Annotated in this window: 15 protein-coding genes; 11 read left to right on the plus strand and 4 right to left on the minus strand. The window is 63.3% G+C overall.

Annotated elements, in window-relative coordinates:
- Positions 1–3: 3 nt before the first annotated feature.
- Positions 4–666, minus strand: a complete 663-nt coding sequence (tmk, locus tag E4633_RS12855) for a dTMP kinase (protein WP_135870667.1) — start codon at positions 664–666, stop codon at positions 4–6.
- A gap of 246 nt (positions 667–912) precedes the next feature.
- Here tmk and rnc point away from each other — a divergent pair, with 246 nt between their 5' ends.
- The 6 genes from rnc (at position 913) to E4633_RS12885 (ending at position 8340) form a co-directional block, all read left to right on the plus strand.
- A complete protein-coding gene (gene rnc / locus E4633_RS12860; protein ID WP_135870668.1) occupies positions 913–1611 on the plus strand; it encodes a ribonuclease III in 699 nt (232 codons plus the stop codon).
- Positions 1608–2660: an elongator complex protein 3 gene (locus tag E4633_RS12865; RefSeq protein WP_135870669.1), complete on the plus strand. Its 1053-nt coding sequence runs from the start codon at positions 1608–1610 to the stop codon at positions 2658–2660. The genes rnc and E4633_RS12865 overlap by 4 nt, the downstream gene beginning before the upstream one ends.
- Positions 2661–2797: 137 nt before the next feature.
- Positions 2798–3694, plus strand: coding sequence for a GTPase Era (gene era / locus E4633_RS12870; protein ID WP_135870670.1), 897 nt, complete (start codon positions 2798–2800; stop codon positions 3692–3694).
- Between the two features lie 267 nt (positions 3695–3961).
- Positions 3962–5485, plus strand: a complete 1524-nt coding sequence (locus E4633_RS12875) for a cytochrome c3 family protein (protein ID WP_135870671.1) — start codon at positions 3962–3964, stop codon at positions 5483–5485.
- 180 nt (positions 5486–5665) lie between these two features.
- A complete protein-coding gene (locus E4633_RS12880; RefSeq protein WP_135870672.1) occupies positions 5666–6343 on the plus strand; it encodes a PTS sugar transporter subunit IIA in 678 nt (225 codons plus the stop codon).
- Positions 6344–6345: 2 nt separating this feature from the next.
- Positions 6346–8340: a proton-conducting transporter transmembrane domain-containing protein gene (locus tag E4633_RS12885; RefSeq protein ID WP_135870673.1), complete on the plus strand. Its 1995-nt coding sequence runs from the start codon at positions 6346–6348 to the stop codon at positions 8338–8340.
- Positions 8341–8494: 154 nt separating this feature from the next.
- Here the strand turns inward: E4633_RS12885 and nrfD are convergent, their stop codons facing one another.
- Genes nrfD through E4633_RS12900 form a run of 3 tightly spaced genes read right to left on the minus strand, consistent with a single transcriptional unit; the run spans position 8495 to position 10997 of the window.
- On the minus strand, positions 8495–9739 hold the full coding sequence (gene nrfD, locus E4633_RS12890; protein ID WP_135870674.1) for an NrfD/PsrC family molybdoenzyme membrane anchor subunit: 1245 nt from the start codon (positions 9737–9739) through the stop codon (positions 8495–8497).
- A 2-nt stretch (positions 9740–9741) separates the two neighbouring features.
- The gene (locus E4633_RS12895; RefSeq protein WP_135870675.1) at positions 9742–10524 is read right to left on the minus strand and encodes a 4Fe-4S dicluster domain-containing protein; all 783 of its coding nucleotides are present in this window, start codon (positions 10522–10524) and stop codon (positions 9742–9744) included.
- Complete coding sequence (locus E4633_RS12900; RefSeq protein ID WP_135870676.1) at positions 10521–10997, minus strand: multiheme c-type cytochrome; 477 nt, start codon at positions 10995–10997, stop codon at positions 10521–10523. Before E4633_RS12900 ends, E4633_RS12895 begins: the two co-directional genes overlap by 4 nt.
- Before the next feature lie 657 nt (positions 10998–11654).
- Here E4633_RS12900 and E4633_RS12905 point away from each other — a divergent pair.
- From E4633_RS12905 to E4633_RS12925, 5 genes are read left to right on the plus strand one after another with little or no spacing between them, the layout of a single operon-like run.
- Complete coding sequence (locus tag E4633_RS12905) at positions 11655–13631, plus strand: proton-conducting transporter transmembrane domain-containing protein (protein ID WP_246038104.1); 1977 nt, start codon at positions 11655–11657, stop codon at positions 13629–13631.
- Positions 13632–13665: 34 nt separating this feature from the next.
- On the plus strand, positions 13666–14574 hold the full coding sequence (locus E4633_RS12910; protein ID WP_135870677.1) for a respiratory chain complex I subunit 1 family protein: 909 nt from the start codon (positions 13666–13668) through the stop codon (positions 14572–14574).
- Positions 14575–14578: 4 nt separating this feature from the next.
- Positions 14579–15220, plus strand: coding sequence for a hydrogenase (locus E4633_RS12915; protein ID WP_135870678.1), 642 nt, complete (start codon positions 14579–14581; stop codon positions 15218–15220).
- Between the two features lie 4 nt (positions 15221–15224).
- Entirely contained in the window at positions 15225–16658 is a 1434-nt protein-coding gene (locus E4633_RS12920) for a proton-conducting transporter transmembrane domain-containing protein (protein WP_135870679.1), read from the plus strand.
- Positions 16655–18166, plus strand: coding sequence for a hydrogenase large subunit (locus tag E4633_RS12925; RefSeq protein WP_135870680.1), 1512 nt, complete (start codon positions 16655–16657; stop codon positions 18164–18166). The genes E4633_RS12920 and E4633_RS12925 overlap by 4 nt, the downstream gene beginning before the upstream one ends.
- The last annotated feature ends 5 nt before the right edge of the window (positions 18167–18171 follow it).

The following is an 18171-nucleotide window of genomic DNA, read 5'->3' on the forward strand; positions in this document are numbered from 1 at the left end:
CGGCTACGCCCCGAGCGCCGCTTGGGTTGCCGCGGGAAGGCGCTTGGCCAGCGCGGCCAGCATCCGTTTCTCGGTGGCGGCCACGTCGCCGGAGCCGTCCACGATCACGAAACGCTCGGGCTGCGCGGCGGCCAAGGCGAGGTACCCCGCGCGCACCCGCTCGTGGAAACGCACCGATTCCAGCTCGAAGCGCTCCTCGCGCGCACCGGTGGTGGCCTCGATGCGGGAGAGCGCGCGGGCAAGCCCGATCTCCACCGGGCAGTCGATGAGCACGGTGAGCGCCGGCTGCACGCCGGCCGTCGCGAGACCGTTCAACTGCCCGATCACGGTGAGGTCGAGCTCACGCCCATGCCCCTGGTAGGCGAGCGTCGCGTCGGTGAAACGGTCGCAAAGGACCGTCTCGCCGCGCTTAAGCGCCGGGGCGATCACCTCTTGAACGTGCTGCGCACGCGCCGCCGCGTAAAGAAGGAGTTCGGCAAGCGGGGTGATGGCGCTGTTCTTGGCATCGAGCAGGATGGCGCGCATCTGGTCCGCGATCGGACAGCCGCCCGGTTCGCGCGTCGCGACCACCTTCTCTCCCGCAGCCTGGAGACGCTCCTTCAGGAGCCTCAGTTGGGTCGTTTTACCGCACCCTTCAACGCCTTCAAATGTAATGAAAAAGCCCATGTCACCGGTCTCATGATCTCTTATAAAATCACTGAATTATATGGGAGGGGTGATCATTATGCAAGATTTAAATGCCCTTCCCGAGCCGCTTTGCGCCGCTTCCTGCCGCCTCTGGCGCGGACTTGGTGTGACCGTTGCCGGCGCCGGTCCAGCACCCCGCCTGAGTCACGCGCATAGAACCTTATTGCCATGCCGAAGACCTTTGACTATAGTTGCCTCAAATTAAGGAGAAACGTGGGCTTTATCATGAGCGAGATACGGGAAGACAAGATGCAAAGAGTAGAAGAGCGGCTGAACTACCGGTTCGCCACGCGCGAACTTCTGGAAGAGGCGCTCACCCACCGCACCTACGTGAACGAGGCTGGCGGCAAGGACAACCAGCGCCTGGAGTTTTTCGGCGACGCCGTGCTTGATTTTCTCCTCTCGGACCTGCTGCTTGCGCGTTTCCCGCAAAGCAGGGAAGGGGAACTCACCAAGATGCGCGCGGCGCTCGTGGACGAGGTGAGCCTCGCCCGCATCGCCGGGAGCCTTGAGCTCGGCGCGTCGCTGCGCCTTGGCAAAGGGGAGGAGAAGGGGGGCGGGCGTGAGAAGCGTTCGCTTTTGGCCGACGCCTTCGAGGCCCTTCTCGCCGCGGTCTATCTCGACGGCGGCATCGACGCGGTGCGCGCCGTCGTGCACGGGCTCTTCGAGCCGCTTCTCTCCTGTCCCGAGATCCTGAGCGGACGGGACGCCAAGACCGAACTGCAGGAGCGCGCCCGGCTTCTTCGCGGCGAACTGCCGCGTTACCAGCTGAAACAGGCGAGCGGCCCGGACCACGACCGGCGCTTCAGCGTCGAGGTGTACATCGGCGCAGAGCTCATGGGGGAAGGGGTGGGGCGCACCAAGAAGGAGGCCGAGCAGGACGCGGCCCGCGCCGCGATGCAGCTTCTCAAGGGGAAGCCTTGAGGCCGCTGTTCGTCCCTTTCTTCATCCCGCACCTTGGGTGCCCGCACCGCTGCGTCTTTTGCGATCAGGAGAAGGTGGCGGGGGCGCGGGGCGTCCTTCCCACCCCGGCCGAGCTCCTCTCGCGCATCGAGGAGTACCGCGCCGGCGCCCCCGGGCGCAGCCTCGAGGTCGCCTTTTACGGCGGGACCTTCACGGCGCTCCCCCCGGCCGATCAGGAGGCGCTGCTCGCCCCTCTGCAGCCGCTTCTCGAGTGCGGGCTCCTCGCCTCCGTCCGTCTTTCGACGCGCCCCGACGCGGTGGACGCCGGGAGGGCACGGTTTCTGCGCGAGCGGGGCGTCGCCACCGTCGAACTCGGCGTCCAATCGATGGACCCCGAGGTACTCCTTTTTTCCGGGCGCGGCCATGGGGTCGCCGAGGTGGAGCTTGCCGTGGCGGCCCTGAAGGAAGCCGGCATCGCGGTCGGTATCCAGCTCATGCCCGGGCTCCCCGGCGACACGCGGGAGCGCTCGTTTGCCACGCTGCGCGCCGCCCTCGCCCTTCGCCCATCCTTCCTGCGCATCTATCCCACCCTCGTCATAGAGGGGACCGAACTTGCCGAGCGTTACCGGTGCGGCGCCTACACACCGCTCGCGCTCCCGGATGCGGTCACCCTCTGCAAGGAGATGCTTGTCGCCGCCACGTGCGCCGGTATCCCGGTGATCCGTATGGGGCTTCAGCCGACGGCCGAGCTGGAGCGCCCGGGCACGCTCCTCGCGGGCCCCTACCATCCCGCCTTCGGGCAGCTCGTCGCCTCTGAGATCTGCTTCGACGTCATGTGCGCCCTCCTTGACGGTGTCCCGGCCGGAAGCCGCGTCTCCTTCGGTGCGCCGAGCGGCAGGGTTTCCGACCTCGTCGGGCAGAAGAGGGGGAACCTCGCACGCCTTGGCGCGCAACACGGTGTTGACGCCTCGGTTCATGAGGACGCGGCACTCGACCCGGAGCTCATCTCTCTTAAGTGGCAAGGCGGGGTGCGTTACGCCCGTCGCCCGGACCTACACCCGCAGCACTAGGCATTGCGCCGCTTCGGTGTATACTGTGTCGGTGCCCCCGACACCTGCCGGGACGCAATGAGAGCTTTCCTTGCTGCACCTTTTCCCGTATGTTGTACCGCTTTGAATTTTCGCAATAAGAGCCAGGAGGGCTATTCATGTCTGAACAGGTGTTCCGTTCCGGTTTCGTCTCCATTGTGGGACGCCCGAACGTCGGTAAATCCACGCTGTTAAACCGCATCCTTGGTGAGAAGCTCATGATCACCTCGGACAAGCCGCAGACCACCCGCAATCAGATCAAAGGCATCCACAACATACCAGGCGGCCAGATCGTCTTCCTCGACACCCCAGGGATCCACCGCGCGAAGACGCGTCTCAACCAGTTCATGGTGGATGAGGCGCTCTCCTCGGTGCAGGGCGTCGACCTGATCCTCTTCCTGGTCGATGGTGCCTTCGAACCGGAAAAGGAGGCGGGGATGATTAAGGAGGTGCTCTCCGGCGTGGAGGCGCCCGTCATCCTCGTCATGAACAAGATCGACTTGATTCCCAAAGGGGAGCTTCTGGAACGGATGGGGATCTACGGCGACACCTACCCCTTCAAGGAGATCATCCCGGTTTCGGCGAGCACCGGCGACGGCGTCGAGCAGCTCGTGCAACTCGTGCACGGACTGCTCCCCGAAGGGCCCTGCTATTTCCCGGACGACATCTTGACCGACGTGCCGGAGCGCTTCATCGTTGCCGAGATCGTCAGGGAGAAGATCTTCCGGCTGACGCATGACGAGGTCCCGTACTCGGTCGCCGTCGTGGTGGACAGTTTCAAGGAGCGTGAAAACGGCGTCGTCGCCATCCAGGCGACCATCAACGTCGAGCGCGACTCGCAGAAGGGGATCATCATCGGCCGCAGGGGGGACATGCTCAAAAAGATCGGTACCCAGTCGCGCCAGGAAATCGAACGCCTGCTCGATGCCAAGGTCTTCCTGGAACTGTTCGTTCGGGTGAGCGGCGAGTGGAGCGACAACAGCCGCATGCTGAAGGAGTTCGGCTACGAGTCGTAGGTATGCCGGAGCCGGTTTTGGCTCCTCATGAGTAAAAGCTTGCATACCATTAGATCTCCTGATAGTATAACGACGTTTTTTAAAACGATAAAGGCTACTCTTGTGCTGGTGGTATTTCCCGCATGATTTCTGCGACTTTTTTGTAGATAGCTGTTCTAAAAATTCGCGTATACATTAACATAGTTTTTTTTGACATAAGTCATGTCGGATAGTAAGGTTCTGCCCTATTTTCGCTAACCATACGAAAACACGCAAGGAGACGACACTATGGCACTTAGAAAGTATGCCGGCTACGCCTGGAACCTGATCAGTCTGGTCGGCATGATCCTCGCCGTCACCGCGACCAGCCTGATCATCGGCTTCCTCTCGTACGAGGGGATCACGGGCGTCGAGAAGCCTTACCTCGGTCTGATGACCTATTTCCTTTTCCCGGGCATGCTCATCGTGGGCCTGCTTTTGGTCCCGCTCGGCGCCTACATCGTGCGGGAGAAAAGGCGCAGGCACCCCGAAGAGAAGATCGAACCCTTCCCGAAGGTGGACTTCAACGACGCGCATAAGCGCCATCTGTTCATTTTCTTCGTCGTCGCCAGCATCGGTTTCGTCCTCATCGTCTCGGTAGCTTCGCTTAAAGGCTACGAGTTCACCGAGTCGACCACCTTCTGCGGCGAGCTCTGTCACAAGGTGATGGAGCCGGAGCACGTGGCATGGGCCAACTCCCCGCACGCCAAGGTTAAATGCGTCGAGTGCCACGTAGGCCCCGGTGCCGCATGGTACGTGAAGGCTAAGATCTCCGGGATGAGGCAGCTCTACGCCGTCGCCTTCCACACTTATCCTGAGACCATCCAGACCCCGATCGACAACCTCCGCCCGGCGCGTGACACCTGCGAGCACTGCCACTGGCCGGAGAAGTTCTACGCCGGGCGCCAGAAGGTGTTCTACCACTATGCGCCGAACGAGGAGAACACCCCCCGCGAGATCAACATGCTGATCAACATCGGCGGGACACCGAAGAGCCAGCACAACAAGGGGATCCACTGGCACATCGGTCAGGAGGTCCGCTACATCGCGACCGACCGGCAGCGTCTGGACATCCCGTACATCGCGGTCAAGGAGAAGGACGGCTCGATCACCGAGTATTTCAATACCGAGAAGCCGCTCTCCAAGGCGGATGTCGCCAAGGCTGAGAAACGCGTCATGGACTGCCTCGATTGCCACAACCGCCCGGCCCACATCTACCGCTCCCCGGGTGTGGAGATGGACGAGGCCTTGGCCGCCAAGCGCATCGACATCGCCCTGCCGTACCTGAAGAAGACTGCGGTCGAGATCCTCACCAGGCCGTACAAGAATAAGGAAGAGGCCACGGCGACCATCGCCAAGGACCTGCCGGAGTACTACGCGAAGAATTACCCGAACGTCTCCAAGCAGAAGACCAAGGAGATCGCCCACGCGGTGACCGTGGTGCAGGACATCTACACCAGGAACTTCTTCCCGGCGATGAAGGTCAGCTGGAACACCTACCCGAACCACATCGGCCACTTCTACACGCCGGGTTGCTTCCGCTGCCACGATGGCAAGCACAAGACGGCAGCCGGCAAGGTGATCTCCAAGGACTGCAACATGTGCCACACCGTCCTTAGCCAGAAGCAGGAGAATATCCTGGAGGGCAGCAAGCACAGTGAGTTCGTGCACCCGGTCGACATCGGCGACGAGCTCTACAAGGCGAATTGCAGCGACTGCCACAGCGCCGGCGGGCAGGACGTCCCGGGCGGCGAGCACCACGCCAAGAAATAAGAGTTAAAGGCTGCACCAGAAAGCCCCCGGAGTGATCCGGGGGCTTTCTTTTTACCGCTCGCGCGCGTATGGCCCCAAGGGGTCGGTTCGATTCAAGTTTTTCCAGATTAACGATCTTGTATCTTTGTCTTAACGGTGCTATACCTTACCCTGTTTTCAGGACCTTTGGGGGAGCAACCGATGTTGATGAAGTCTTCGGAAGTGGCCGCGCTGCTGCATCAGGACGAGAGCACGGTCATGAAGTGGATCAAGAGGGATAAACTGCCGGCCACCCTGGTGCGGGGCACGTACCAGATCAACCGGGTGGACCTGCTTGAGTGGGCGACCGAGCACGGTATCAAGGTGCCGCCGGAGCTGTTCGAGGCGGCGCAGGCCGATGTCGAGCTCCCCACGCTCAGCCAGGCGCTCGAGGCGGGCGGTGTGCACTGCGGCGTAGCCGGCGACGACAAGCTCTCCGTGCTGCGCAACATGGTGAACCTCCTGCCGCTTCCCCCGCAGATGGACCCGGAGTTCCTGCTCCAGGTGCTTTTGGCCCGCGAGGCCCTCGGCACCACCGCCATCGGCGACGGCATCGCCATCCCGCACGTCCGCAACCCAATCCTCTTGCAGAACAAGCCGCTACCCGCCGTCACACTTTGTTTCCTGGAAAAGCCCATCGACTTCGGCGCCCTCGACGGCCTCCCGGTGCGCATCCTCTTCCTTATCACCAGTCCCACGGTTAAGGTGCATCTGCACCTGCTTTCACGACTCGCTTATGCCCTGCACGACAAGGAATTCCGGGCCGCCCTGAACCTTGCCTGTGATCCCTCGGCCATCACGGAGGCGGCAAGGCGCTGCGAACGCGGCAAAAGGAGCTGACCATGTTCCTCACCGGCGAGCCTGCGACGTCCCTTGTACTGTTGTTGCTCGCCGGTGGCTGTCAGCTCGTCTCCGGGATCCCGCTTCTGCTGCAGAAGGAGTCGCGTCCCGCCCAGAAGATCGGCGTCGCCTTCATGGCGGCCGCTTCTCTGCTAGGCCTTGCCGGCGCCCTCTTCGCCCTCCTGCACCCTGTTTCCGGCAGCTTTTTGCTCCCCTCCGGGCTTCCCTTCGGCGACCTTGAGGTCGGCGTCGATCCCCTTTCCGCCTTCTTCCTGCTTCCCGTCTATACCGTGATCGGCTGCAGCGCGGTTTACGGCGCCGCCTACTGGCCCGTGGACCGCCATCCGGCGCACGGCGGGAAGCTCACCTTTTTCCTGGGGCTGCTCGGGGCCTCTCTCACCATGCTTTTCATCGCGAAGAGCATGATGCTCTTTCTCATGGCCTGGGAGGTGATGGCATTCGCCGCCTACTTCGCCCTCACCGCCGAAGACGAGAAGGAGCAGGTGCGGGAGGCGGGGACACTCTACCTGATCACGGCGCATCTCGGTGCGCTGGCGCTCTTCGCCACCTTCTCGCTCATCAACGCCGCGACCGGCGCCTACCTTTTCCCGGCCGAGGGGACACTCCCTGCCGTGGGCCCCATCGCCACCGGCATCTTCCTCACCGCCCTCGTCGGTTTCGGGATGAAGGCGGGCGTCATGCCGCTGCACATCTGGCTCCCTTCAGCCCACGCCAACGCGCCGAGCCACATTTCCGCGATCCTTTCCGGGCTGGTACTGAAGACCGGCATCTACGGGATGATGCGCATCTTCTCAGGTTTCGCGGCGCCGCCGGTCTGGTGGGGGGGACTGGTTCTGCTCCTTGGCTGCGTCTCCGCCGTTGTCGGAGTCGTCTACGCCATCGGACAGCATGACCTGAAACGGCTTCTCGCCTACCACAGCATCGAGAACATCGGCATCATCATGATGGGATTGGGGATCGCCCTGATCGGCGACAGCCAGGGGAGACCTGCGCTGGTGGCGCTCGGAGCGGGTGGGGCGCTGCTGCACGTGATGAACCACGCGCTTTTCAAGGCGCTGCTCTTCCTGTCGGCGGGATCGGTGATCCATGCCGCGCACACCCGCGAGATCGACCTTTTGGGGGGCATCTCGCGGCGGCTTCCCTACACGGCGCTCTTTTTCCTGGTCGGGGCGGTCGCCATCTGCGGACTTCCGCCTCTGAACGGCTTCGTGAGCGAGCTGATGGTCTATTTGGGCTCATTCAGCGCCGTCGGCACTGCCGGCAGCGTCGCCGGGTTGCTTCCGGCGCTTGCCGCACCGGTGCTCGCGTTAGTGGGGGGGCTGGCGGTCGCCTGCTTCGTGAAGGTCTTCGGGGTGGTCTTTCTGGGGGCGCCGCGCTCGAGTGCGCATGACGGTGGGGAAGAGGCGGGGGCGGGGATGCTGGCGCCGATGTGGGTGCTTGCCTTGTGCTGCGCGCTGATCGGGCTTTTCCCGGGGCTCTTCGGGCATCTTTTGAATCAGGCGCTCGTTGAGTACCGGGGTGCGCTCTCCTCGCAGGGGATCTGGAACCTGGTCCCCTTCAACTGGATTTCCTTGCTCGGATTGGGGCTGATTCTGTTGCTCGTACTGCTCTGGGTTTTCTTTGCCAGGAGTGCCGCCAAGTTGCCGGTACAGGTCGGCCCCACCTGGGGGTGCGGTTATCTTAGGCCATCGCCGAGGATGCAATACACCGCCTCATCGTTTGGCTCCACGGTGGTGCGCTGGTTTTCCGTGATGCTCCGTCCGGAGGAGCATCGGGAAGAGGTGCAGGGGCTTTTCCCGGGAGCTTCCAGTCGCGCGAGTCACGTCCCCGAGACCACGCTGGAGAAGATCTACCTTCCCTTCCTGGAGTACCTTTTCGAGAAGGCCGCGCCGGTGCGCAGGTTGCAGCACGGCAGGCTGAACATCTACATCTTCTATACCTTCCTCACGCTGGTGCTGCTGCTCGCGCTCACCTGAGGGGCAATAACGGGAAGCGCCCCTCAGGTGAGCGCCGCCCCAGTCCTCACCCCCAGCCCCTCTCCCGCATGCGGGCCGAAGCCCTACGGTGGGCGAAGGCCCGAAGGGCGAGGGGGGGCAACGTAGAACCTAGAACATAGAACGTAGAACCTCTTTACGCCTTTTTAAACACGGGCATGACCTTGTTCAAGATGTAGAAGATGCAGAAGGGAACTATGGCGACGATGAGGGCGCCGAAGAGCCCTTCCTTCAGGGTCTCCATGCTGGTCGGCCAAATCGGCAGGACGTAGTGCATGAACCCGGAGAAGGACGACGAGAACGCCTGCCCGCCGATGACGACGTTCCAGCGCATCATGAAGACCCCTAAAAGCACGAGCACCGTCCCGACCGTGGCCCGTCTGATGGTGAGCCCGGGGATCAGGAAGAGGAAGAAGGGGACCAGGTTACCTAGCCCGTACTGGATCACGAAGATGTTCACGAAGTCCCGCTCGTAGATGACGCTCCGCAGGATGTCCCACGATTTGACCGCCGTGTACCCCCTGAAGATCAGGTCGAGAAGCTCCAGTGTGATCGCCGCCACCATGAACATGAGGAGGTAGCGCGAGGTCATGGCGACCACGTGCGCCTCGGCGCTCTTCAGCTCCTCCATGGAGGGTATCTCGGGATGGGCTAGCCGGCGCCTGAGCGCCAACTGCTTCCTGATCTCCATGGTGAGGATGTAGGTGAGGATGCAAAGAGCGATACCGGAGACGACCGCGGAACAGATGAAGATGACCGGCATGAGCGGCGTCATCCAGAGGGCGTTGGCCTTTACCGAGCCAAAGATGAAACCGGCGTAGCCGTGCAGAAAGCAGGCGACCGGGATGCCCGCCGCGGCGAGCTTTTTCACCGCGCGTTCGTCCGCCTCCAGCGCCTCGTGTGAGATGTCCCACGCGCCGAGGGTGAGGACCGAGAAGAGGAGGCAGCGCAGCTTGTCCACAGTGCCCGGCTGCGGCAGCGCCTTCAGTTCCTGCGCCGTCTCGACGAAGTGCTTCCGGTAAACGAACCAGAGTTCGGACGCGACGATCATGCCGTAGGTGCTGAAGACGATGCCGAAGGCGGCGATGGCCGAGGTGAAGTGCGGCGTCATCATCACCTCGATCCCCCTGAGCGGCTGCTGCAGGTGCATCAAAAGCGGCAGCATGGCGACGGGCAACAGCGCGAACGAGAAGACCAGCGAAAAGCGCGCGATGTCTTTCAACTGCTTAACCCCGAAGACGTGGTACAGCGAGGAGAGTACGAAGGCGCCCGCCACGAGGCCGGTCATGAAGGGGTACATGACGATCTGGATGGTCCAGTAGATGTACTCGTTGGGATAGGTGAAAAACTCCTTTATGGTCCAGGCTTCTCCGTGCACCATGGCTATTTCACCTCCTTGGAGAGCCCCAGGTAGAACACCTGCGGCTTGGTTCCGTACTCTTCCTTAAGCACGTTCACCCGCTCGGTCATGATCACCTTGGTCACCGGGTCTTCCGGGTCCCGCAGGTTCCCCACGCGCCGGGCGCCGAAGGCGCAGCTGTCGACGCAGGCGGTCTGCATCCCCTTGGTGATTCGGTGGTAGCAGAAGTTGCACTTCTCGGCCACGTGGTAGACCGGGTGGAAAAAGCGCACCCCGTACGGGCACCCCATGATGCAGTAGCCGCAGCCGATGCACCACTTGCGGTCGACGAGCACCACGCCGTCCGCGGTCTGGTAGGTGGCTCCCACCGGGCAGACCTGCACGCAGGGCGGGTTGTCGCACTGGTTGCACAGCTTCGGCACGAAGAACGCCTTCTCGATGTCATCGTCCCTGATCTCCTCCAGCTTGCCGTGGCCGATGTCGATCCCTTTTTCCGGGAAGCCGTCGCGCGCCCCCTTCGGGGAGTCGATGTGGGTCTTGCCGTCGTTGGTGACCACGTAGCGCTCGACCCAGGTGCGGGTCACGTTGGCGTCGTAAGGGACCTCGTTCTCCACCTTGCACCCCTTGACGCAGAAGCCGCAGCCGACGCACTTGCGGGTGTCCACCAGGAACACCCAACGGGGCCCCTTCTGGTCCTTCTCGGCGAGAAGTTTGCGCGGATCGAAGAGTTCCAGCGCGGCGAGGGGAACGGCGAGGCCGCCGGCGATGAGCAGCGATTTTTTACAGAAGGATCGTCTGGTGATCATATCTTGTGTCCCTCCTTCCTGGGATCGTGCGGCCAGTGGCAGGTCACGCAGTCAAGCCCAACGTTGTGCGTCTTCGGATCGATCCCCTTCATGACGCCGCGGTTGCTGCCGGGGTAGGGGAGGCGGGTGTGGCAGCGCGCGCAGAGTTCGCGGCTGCGATCTATGGTCAGGGTGTGGGGATCGTCCGGGTGGTTCAGGGCGGGCCCGTGACAGTTCTCGCAGTTGATGTTGCGATGCGGGGACTCCTTCATCTCGTCGTACTTGTCGCGGTGGCACTGCATGCAGTGCTGCGCGGTCTTGTACTTCACCGCCACCTCTTTCCACTGCTGCTCGTTGCCGGCGCGGTGCCAGCCGTACATGTATCCCCGCGCACCGACGCCGAAGTCGGCCGGCACCAGGAGCTTGCGCGCCACCAGCACCAGGGCGATCACCACCAGCACGACGACGAGCGGTCGCCAAACGTGACTCTTCACGTCACCCTCCTTTTGTTTAGTTGTTCAAAAAGTTGCTGGGAATCAGGATTCAACTGCCCACGTAGTGCTGCACGAGCCCCAACGTTCCCCCCTTTGCGAAGGGGGGGCAGGGGGGATTTGGTTTTTTCCAAGACCACCTCTGCTAGTGGTTCTGCGATCTAACAAGGCAAATCCCCTCTGTCTCCCCTTCGCAAAGGGGAGGACGCGGGGGTATCTGCGGCACTTCGTGGACAGGCTTTATGGTATCCCGGAAGCGATACTTCAGGACGCCGCGCTGAACCCCTTTTTCTTCGTAATCTGTGCCGACAGTGGATGAAAAAAACCATGAATCTGGTATTTTGTATAACATCGTTCGGAATGGATGGACGTGTGGCTTAATGATAACCCCAGTCGGCAGGAAAACAAGGAACTTGAGCGGTACGGTTGTTTTATCGGCGCTGCTTCAAGATTAATAATCTTTTTTTGACAAATCGATATTCAGGGAGTATGTTGAGGTCCCTGTCACCCCTGTAAACAGTAACGGCACTTCGTGCCGTGCCGCACGGGGGGCGGCAGTACCGGCAGCTTTGCTCCCCTTCCGCTTCGTGGTGAACGCCGCGGAAGGTTGAAACTCGATGGTCAGATTCGCGATCCGTTCCTGGTTCGAAAGGGTGGGTTATGTTGTTTTTTGACATGATGCGGGACCCGGCATTTCTGGTCCTTTGCGCAATAGTTTTAGCCGGCTGTTCCGGGTTGCCCGGTCTCTTTCTGAGACACGGAACACTGGGACAGCGGCTGGCCTCGGTAGCGGCACTGACAAGCTCAATTCTCGCGCTGCCTTCCATTCTCTACCTGCTCATCGGCGGTGGAGAAGCAAGCTTCACCCTGAACTGGAACCTCCCCTTCGGCCCCTGCGAAGTCGCCCTCGACCCTCTCTCTCTATTCTTTCTGATACCAATCTTCCTCATCTTCCCTGCAGGCTCCCTTTACGCCCTCGGTTACTGGCCCGCAAACTCCCATAATTCCGAAAAAAGCGTCACCTTTTTCTACGGTCTCCTCGCCTGCGCCATGGCCCTGGTGGTCGTAGCGAGAAACGGATTTCTCTTCATGATGGCATGGGAGGTGATGGCGCTTTCCGGCTACTTCCTGCTCGTGGCCGAGCATGGCGAGAAAGAGGTGAGAAGCGCCGGGATCGTGTACCTGGTGGCGAGCCACCTGGGGGGGGCGGCGCTGACGGCCCTTTTCGCCTCGCTCTTCTGGATCACCGGGAGCTTCTCCTTTCCGGCGCCGCAGTCCCTGGCCGTTGCCGGCGGCGTCACGAGCGTCCTCTTCCTGCTCGCCCTGGCCGGTTTCGGTTCCAAGGCGGGGATGATGCCGCTCCACCTGTGGCTCCCGTCGGCGCACGCCAACGCTCCGAGCCACGTTTCCGCGCTCCTCTCCGGGGTGATGCTCAAGGTCGGGATCTACGGATTGCTGCGGGTCATGTCCTTCGTGTCGGAACGCCCGCTCTGGTGGGGTGCGCTCCTCACCGCGGTGGGGCTCACCTCCGCCCTCGCCGGGATCTGCGTCGCCTCGGCGCAAAAGGACATCAAGCGTCTGCTCGCCTACAGCAGCATCGAAAACCTCGGGATCATCACCACCGGCATCGGCCTCTTCCTTTTGGGGGAGGGGAGCGGCAACCCGCGCCTCGCCTTCCTGGGGCTTGCCGCCGCGCTGTTCCACGTCCTGAACCACGCCATATTCAAGCCGCTGCTCTTTTTCTGCGCCGGGAGCGTCATGCACGCCGCCGGGACCCGCGACCTCGACCGGATGGGGGGACTCGCGCGCCGTCTTCCCTTCACCGCTTTCTTCGCCCTGTGCGGTTCCATCGCCATCTGCGGTCTCCCTCCCTTCAACGGCTTCGCCTCCGAGATGCTCCTTTACTTGGGCTTCTTCGGGGAGGCCCGCTCCGCAACGCCCTTTATCGCGCTCGGGGCGCCGGTCCTCGCCATGGTGGGGGGCGTTGCGGTGATCGCCTTCGTGAAACTCTACGGCATCGCTTTTCTGGGCGAACCCCGCACCGAAGCCGCCGCGCACGGACACGAGGCGCCGGTCACAATGCTCGCCCCGATCGGCCTCCTCGCGGCCCTTTCCCTTCTGGGCGGGCTTTTCCCGCCGGTCTTCATGGCGCTGGTGCAGCCGGCACTGAGGGTGCTCGCCCCGGACACCGGGCTTGTCTCGGCGCTCCCGGTCCCCCCGGTCTGGTTCGCCGTCGCGGGGGGAAGCGTGATCATCCTGGCTGCCGTCCTGTACCTCTTCCTGCAGGGGAGGGTGAAGGGATGCTCGACCTCTGGGCCCACCTGGGGATGCGGCTACTTGCGCCCTTCGCCGCGCATCCAGTACACCGGCAGCTCCTTCGGCGTCTTCTTCTCGTCCCTCTCCGGCGCCCTGATCCGGACCCGGCTCCATGTCGACCCGGTGCGGGGACTTGCCCCGGCGGCGGCGAGGCTCAGTTACGCGCCGGAGGAGACCCTGCTGCATCGGGTGGTGCTCCCGTTCCTGAACATCGCGGGGGTCGCCTGTGCCTTCCTCAGAAGGCTGCAGCACGGCGAGGTGCAGATCTACATCCTCTACATCTTCGTGACGCTGATGCTGCTTCTTTTGTGGGTGCATTGAATTATGCGAGCATGATTGCGAACAGGAGTCGGACATGATCGACACAATCTTCCACATGGCGCTGGTGCTCGCCATGCCCCCGCTGCTTCTCGGGGTGATCGGCAAGACCAAGGCGGCCTTCGCGGGCCGGGTCGGCGCCCCCTTTCTGCAGCCCTACTACGATATGGGGCGGCTGATGCAAAAGGGGATCGTCCTCTCGGATAGCACGACCTGGATCTTCCGCGCCGGTCCCGTGGTGACGCTCGCCGCGACCCTCTTCGCCTCGCTTCTGGTACCTCTCGGGCGACACGCCGCACCGATCTCCTTCGAGGGGGACATGATCCTCTTCGCTTATCTCTTCGCCCTGGGGCGCTTCTTCACCACGACCGCGGCGCTCGACACCGCCTCGAGCTTCGAGGGGATGGGGGCGGCCCGCGAGGTCACCTTCTCCTGCCTCGCCGAGCCGACCCTCTTCTTCGCTCTCATTACGCTGACGAGGCTCTCGGGGACCATGAGTCTCACGCCCATGCTGCAGCACGTGACACTCCCGGTATGGCTCGCCACCGGTGCCGCTCTCATCCTGCTTTTGGCCGGGCTCTTCGTGGTGGTCCTTGCCGAGAACTGCCGCATCCCCTTCGACGACCCGAACACCCACCTGGAGCTCACCATGATCCACGAGGTGATGGTGCTCGACCACAGCGGGCCCTATTTCTGCTGCATCCTCTACGGCGCGGCCCTGAAGCTCTATCTCCTGGGCGCGCTCTTCGTGAACATCGCGCTTCCCTTTTCCTCGGGTAACGGCTATCTCGACTGGGGCATCTTCGCCTGCGGCATGCTGGGGCTTGCCGTCGCCATCGGCGTGGTCGAGTCGGTGATGGCGCGCCTGAGGCTGATCCGCGTGCCGCAGCTTCTCGTGGCCGCCCTGATCCTGACCGCGTTCTCCCTGGTCCTGGTAGTGAGGTGACAACATGAATTCCCTGGCCGACCAGCTCCTCGTACTCTGCCTCCTCATCAACTTCGCCGTCCTCGGCACGAGCCGCCTCGCCTTCTCGGTGCGAAGCGTCGCCGTGCAGGGGGTGCTGCTGGGCGTCCTCCCGGCGCTCGTGCACCCCTTCTCCTGGCACCTGGCCTTCATCGTGGTGAGCATCGTCCTCGTCAAGGGGGCGCTGATCCCGACCCTCATCATCCGCGCCATCAAGAAGGCGGAGATCGAGCGGGAGTTTTCCCCGTTCATCGGCTACATCCCGTCCCTGGTCCTCGGTGCGCTCTTCACCTCGCTCGCCTTCATCTTCGCGGCGAAGCTTCCGCTCGCCCCCGAGCACGAGGGGCTCCTCGTGGTCCCTGCCGCCGCGGCGACCCTCATGTGCGGTTTCCTGGTCCTCATGGGGCGGCGCAAGGCGATCTCCCAGGTGCTCGGCTACCTCCTCATGGAAAACGGTATCTTCCTGTTCGGCCTGCTCCTTGCCGACGCCATGCCGGTCATGGTGGAGGCGGGGGCGCTTCTCGACCTCCTGGTCGGCATCTTCGTCATGGGGATCGTCATCAATCACATCAGCCGCGAGTTTTCGAGCATCGACACCTCGAGACTCTCCGCGCTGAGGGAGGAATAACTGCATGATGTGGGCCCTGGTTCTTCTCCCGCTTGTTGGTTCCGCGTTAACTTGGCTCGTCCCGGACAACCGCCGGCGCGCCTGGGTGCTCCCGGTCGTTTCGCTAGCACACCTGGCCATCACCATGGTGCTCATCGCCGAGGCCCCCGCGGCGTCCCCCGGCGGCTGGATCCTGCTCGATGCTCTCGGCAAGCTGGTGCTCGCGGGCAACTCCATCCTCTTCACGGTCTGCTCGCTCTACGCCGTAGGCTACCTCGCCTATAGGCTCAAACGCCCGAACCGGGTCCTTTGCGCATCGCTCCTCGTTTGCCTGTCGGCCACTTCGCTCGTCGCCATCTCGCACCACCTGGGGCTCCTATGGATCGCCCTCGAGGCGACCACCCTCACCATGGCGCCCCTCATCTACTTCAACCACAACGCCCGCTCCATCGAGGCGACCTGGAAATACCTCCTCATCTGCTCGGTGGGGATCGCCATCGCCCTTTTGGGGCTCTTCTTTCTTGCCTACTCCACCATCGTCGCAAAGCAGGAGGTGACCCTTCTGCTGCCGACCCTGATCGGCAACGCCGCCGCGCTCCACCCGGGGTGGCGCCACGCCGCCTTCATCTTCCTCCTGGTCGGCTTCGGTTCAAAGATGGGACTCGCCCCCTTGCACACCTGGAAGCCGGACGCCTACGGCGAGGCCCCGGGGCTCGTTGGTGCCCTCCTTGCGGGTGGGCTCGTGAACTGTGCGCTCCTCGCCCTCCTGCGGGTGTACCAGATCGCGGTCGCCTCAACGGAAGGGGCACTCTTCCAGCAGGTGCTCCTCGTCATGGGGCTCGTCTCCATGGCCTTCGCCGCCGTCTTCATGGCACGCCAGAGCGACTTCAAGAGGATGCTCGCCTACTCGAGCGTCGAGCACGTAGGCATCATCACCGTGGCGCTCGGCCTCGGCAAGGGGGCGCTCTTCGCGGGGCTTTTGCACATGATCAACAACTCCCTCACCAAGGGGGTGCTCTTTCTTGCCTGCGGCAACATCCACCGCGCCTACAACTCGAAGAGCACCCAGTTCGTGCGCGGCGCGATCCGGCGCACCCCATGGTCCGGGGCGCTCTTCATGGCGGCCTTTCTTGCCATCACCGGGTCACCCCCCTTCGCCCCCTTCGTGAGCGAGTTCCTCATCGTCTCCTCCGCCTTCGGGCAGGGAAACCACGTGACCGGCGCGCTCTTCCTGCTGTTCCTGGCCCTCATCTTCATCGGCATGGCCTCGACCGTGCTCCCGGTGGTCCTGGGCGAGGTCCCGAAGGACCTGGAGCGCACCCGTTATCGCGACGCCTTCCCGACCGTGTTCCCGCCGCTCATCCTGATGGGGATCGTGCTGGTCCTGGGGGTATGGATACCCGAGCCGCTGCGGGTGCTCTTGCATGACGCCGCCGCACTTTTGGGAGGTGAGGCATGACCCCTTCCATGGTCTTCACGCAAAACGGCGGCACCCTTTCCCTGCGCGAGGTCCCGCAGCACGCCCCGGATCGTTTCGCCCAGGCGCTGCTCTCGGCTCTTTCCGGCGGCTGGCGCGTGGTCTCCTACTTCGGGGTGCAGGCCGAGGACGGGGTGAGGCTTTACTGCCTCCTCTCCTTTAAGAGCCACGCGACCATAGGTGTCATGAGCACGCTGGTCACGGGTAAATCTTTCTACTCCCTGACCGACGAGGCGCCGCAGCTCCATCTCTTCGAGCGTGAGATAGCGGAGCAGTTCTCGCTGGACCCGGAGGGGCACCCTTGGCCAAAGCCGGTCCGTTTCGCACCGGCGCTGGGCTCGCTTCCCGGGTCGGCCCCGCACCGTCCGCCGACCATCGGCATCATGGACTTCTATCGCGTCGAGGGGGACGAGGTGCACGAGGTGGCGGTGGGGCCGGTGCACGCCGGCATCATCGAGCCGGGGCACTTCCGCTTCCAGTGTTTCGGCGAGGAGGTGATGCACCTGGAGGTCTCGCTCGGCTACCAGCACAGAGGCGTCGAGCGCATGATGCAGGGGCGCCCGGGCGAGAGGATGAGAAAGCTTGCCGAGACCATGGCCGGTGACACCACCATCGGCCACGGAACCGCCTACGCCATGATCGTGGAGGCGCTCGCCGCGACGGCGCCTCCGGCCCGCGCCCAGGCCGTGCGCGGCATTGCCCTCGAACTGGAGCGCCTGGCGAACCACACCGGGGATCTGGGTGCTATCTCAGGCGACGTGGGCTACCTCCCCACCGCTTCCTTCTGCGGCAGGATCCGCGGTGACTTCCTCAACATGACCGCCGGCATCTGCGGCAGCCGCTTCGGGCGCGACCTGGTGGTTCCCGGCGGCGTCGCCTTCGATCTCTCCGCCGATGGGGCGCGCCAGCTCGCGGACCGGATCAGGACCGCCCGGGACGAGGTGACCAACGCCATCGATCTGCTTTGGGATACCCCGTCCGTGCTGGCAAGGCTCGAGGGGACCGGTGTCGTGAGCGAACAGACCGCCCTGGAGCTAGGCCTTGTGGGGCCCGCGGCGCGCGCGAGCGGGTTGAACCGCGACATCCGGCGCGACCACCCCTTCGGCATATACAGCATGAGCCAGATCCCGGTGGAGACCGGAAAGAGCGGTGACGTCTATGCCCGGACCATGGTGCGCTGGCTGGAGATGGAGAAGTCGCTCGATTTCATCGAGGAACAGTTGGCCCAGCTGCCCGGTGGGGCGACGCGGCGCGCGGTGGGGGAGGTTTCCGCGGAATGTCTCGCCGTCGCCCTCACCGAGGGGTGGCGCGGCGAGGTGTGTCACGTGGCGCTCACCGACGCGCGCGGGGCATTTTCCCGCTACAAGGTGACCGACCCCTCCTTCCACAACTGGAGCGGGCTCGCCATGGCGCTGAGAGGCGGGCAGATCTCGGACTTCCCGCTTTGCAACAAGAGCTTCAACCTTTCCTACTGCGGGGTCGACCTGTAGGGGAT

This window comes from Geomonas terrae (assembly GCF_004791675.1).
Classification (GTDB): Bacteria; Desulfobacterota; Desulfuromonadia; order Geobacterales; family Geobacteraceae; genus Geomonas; species Geomonas edaphica.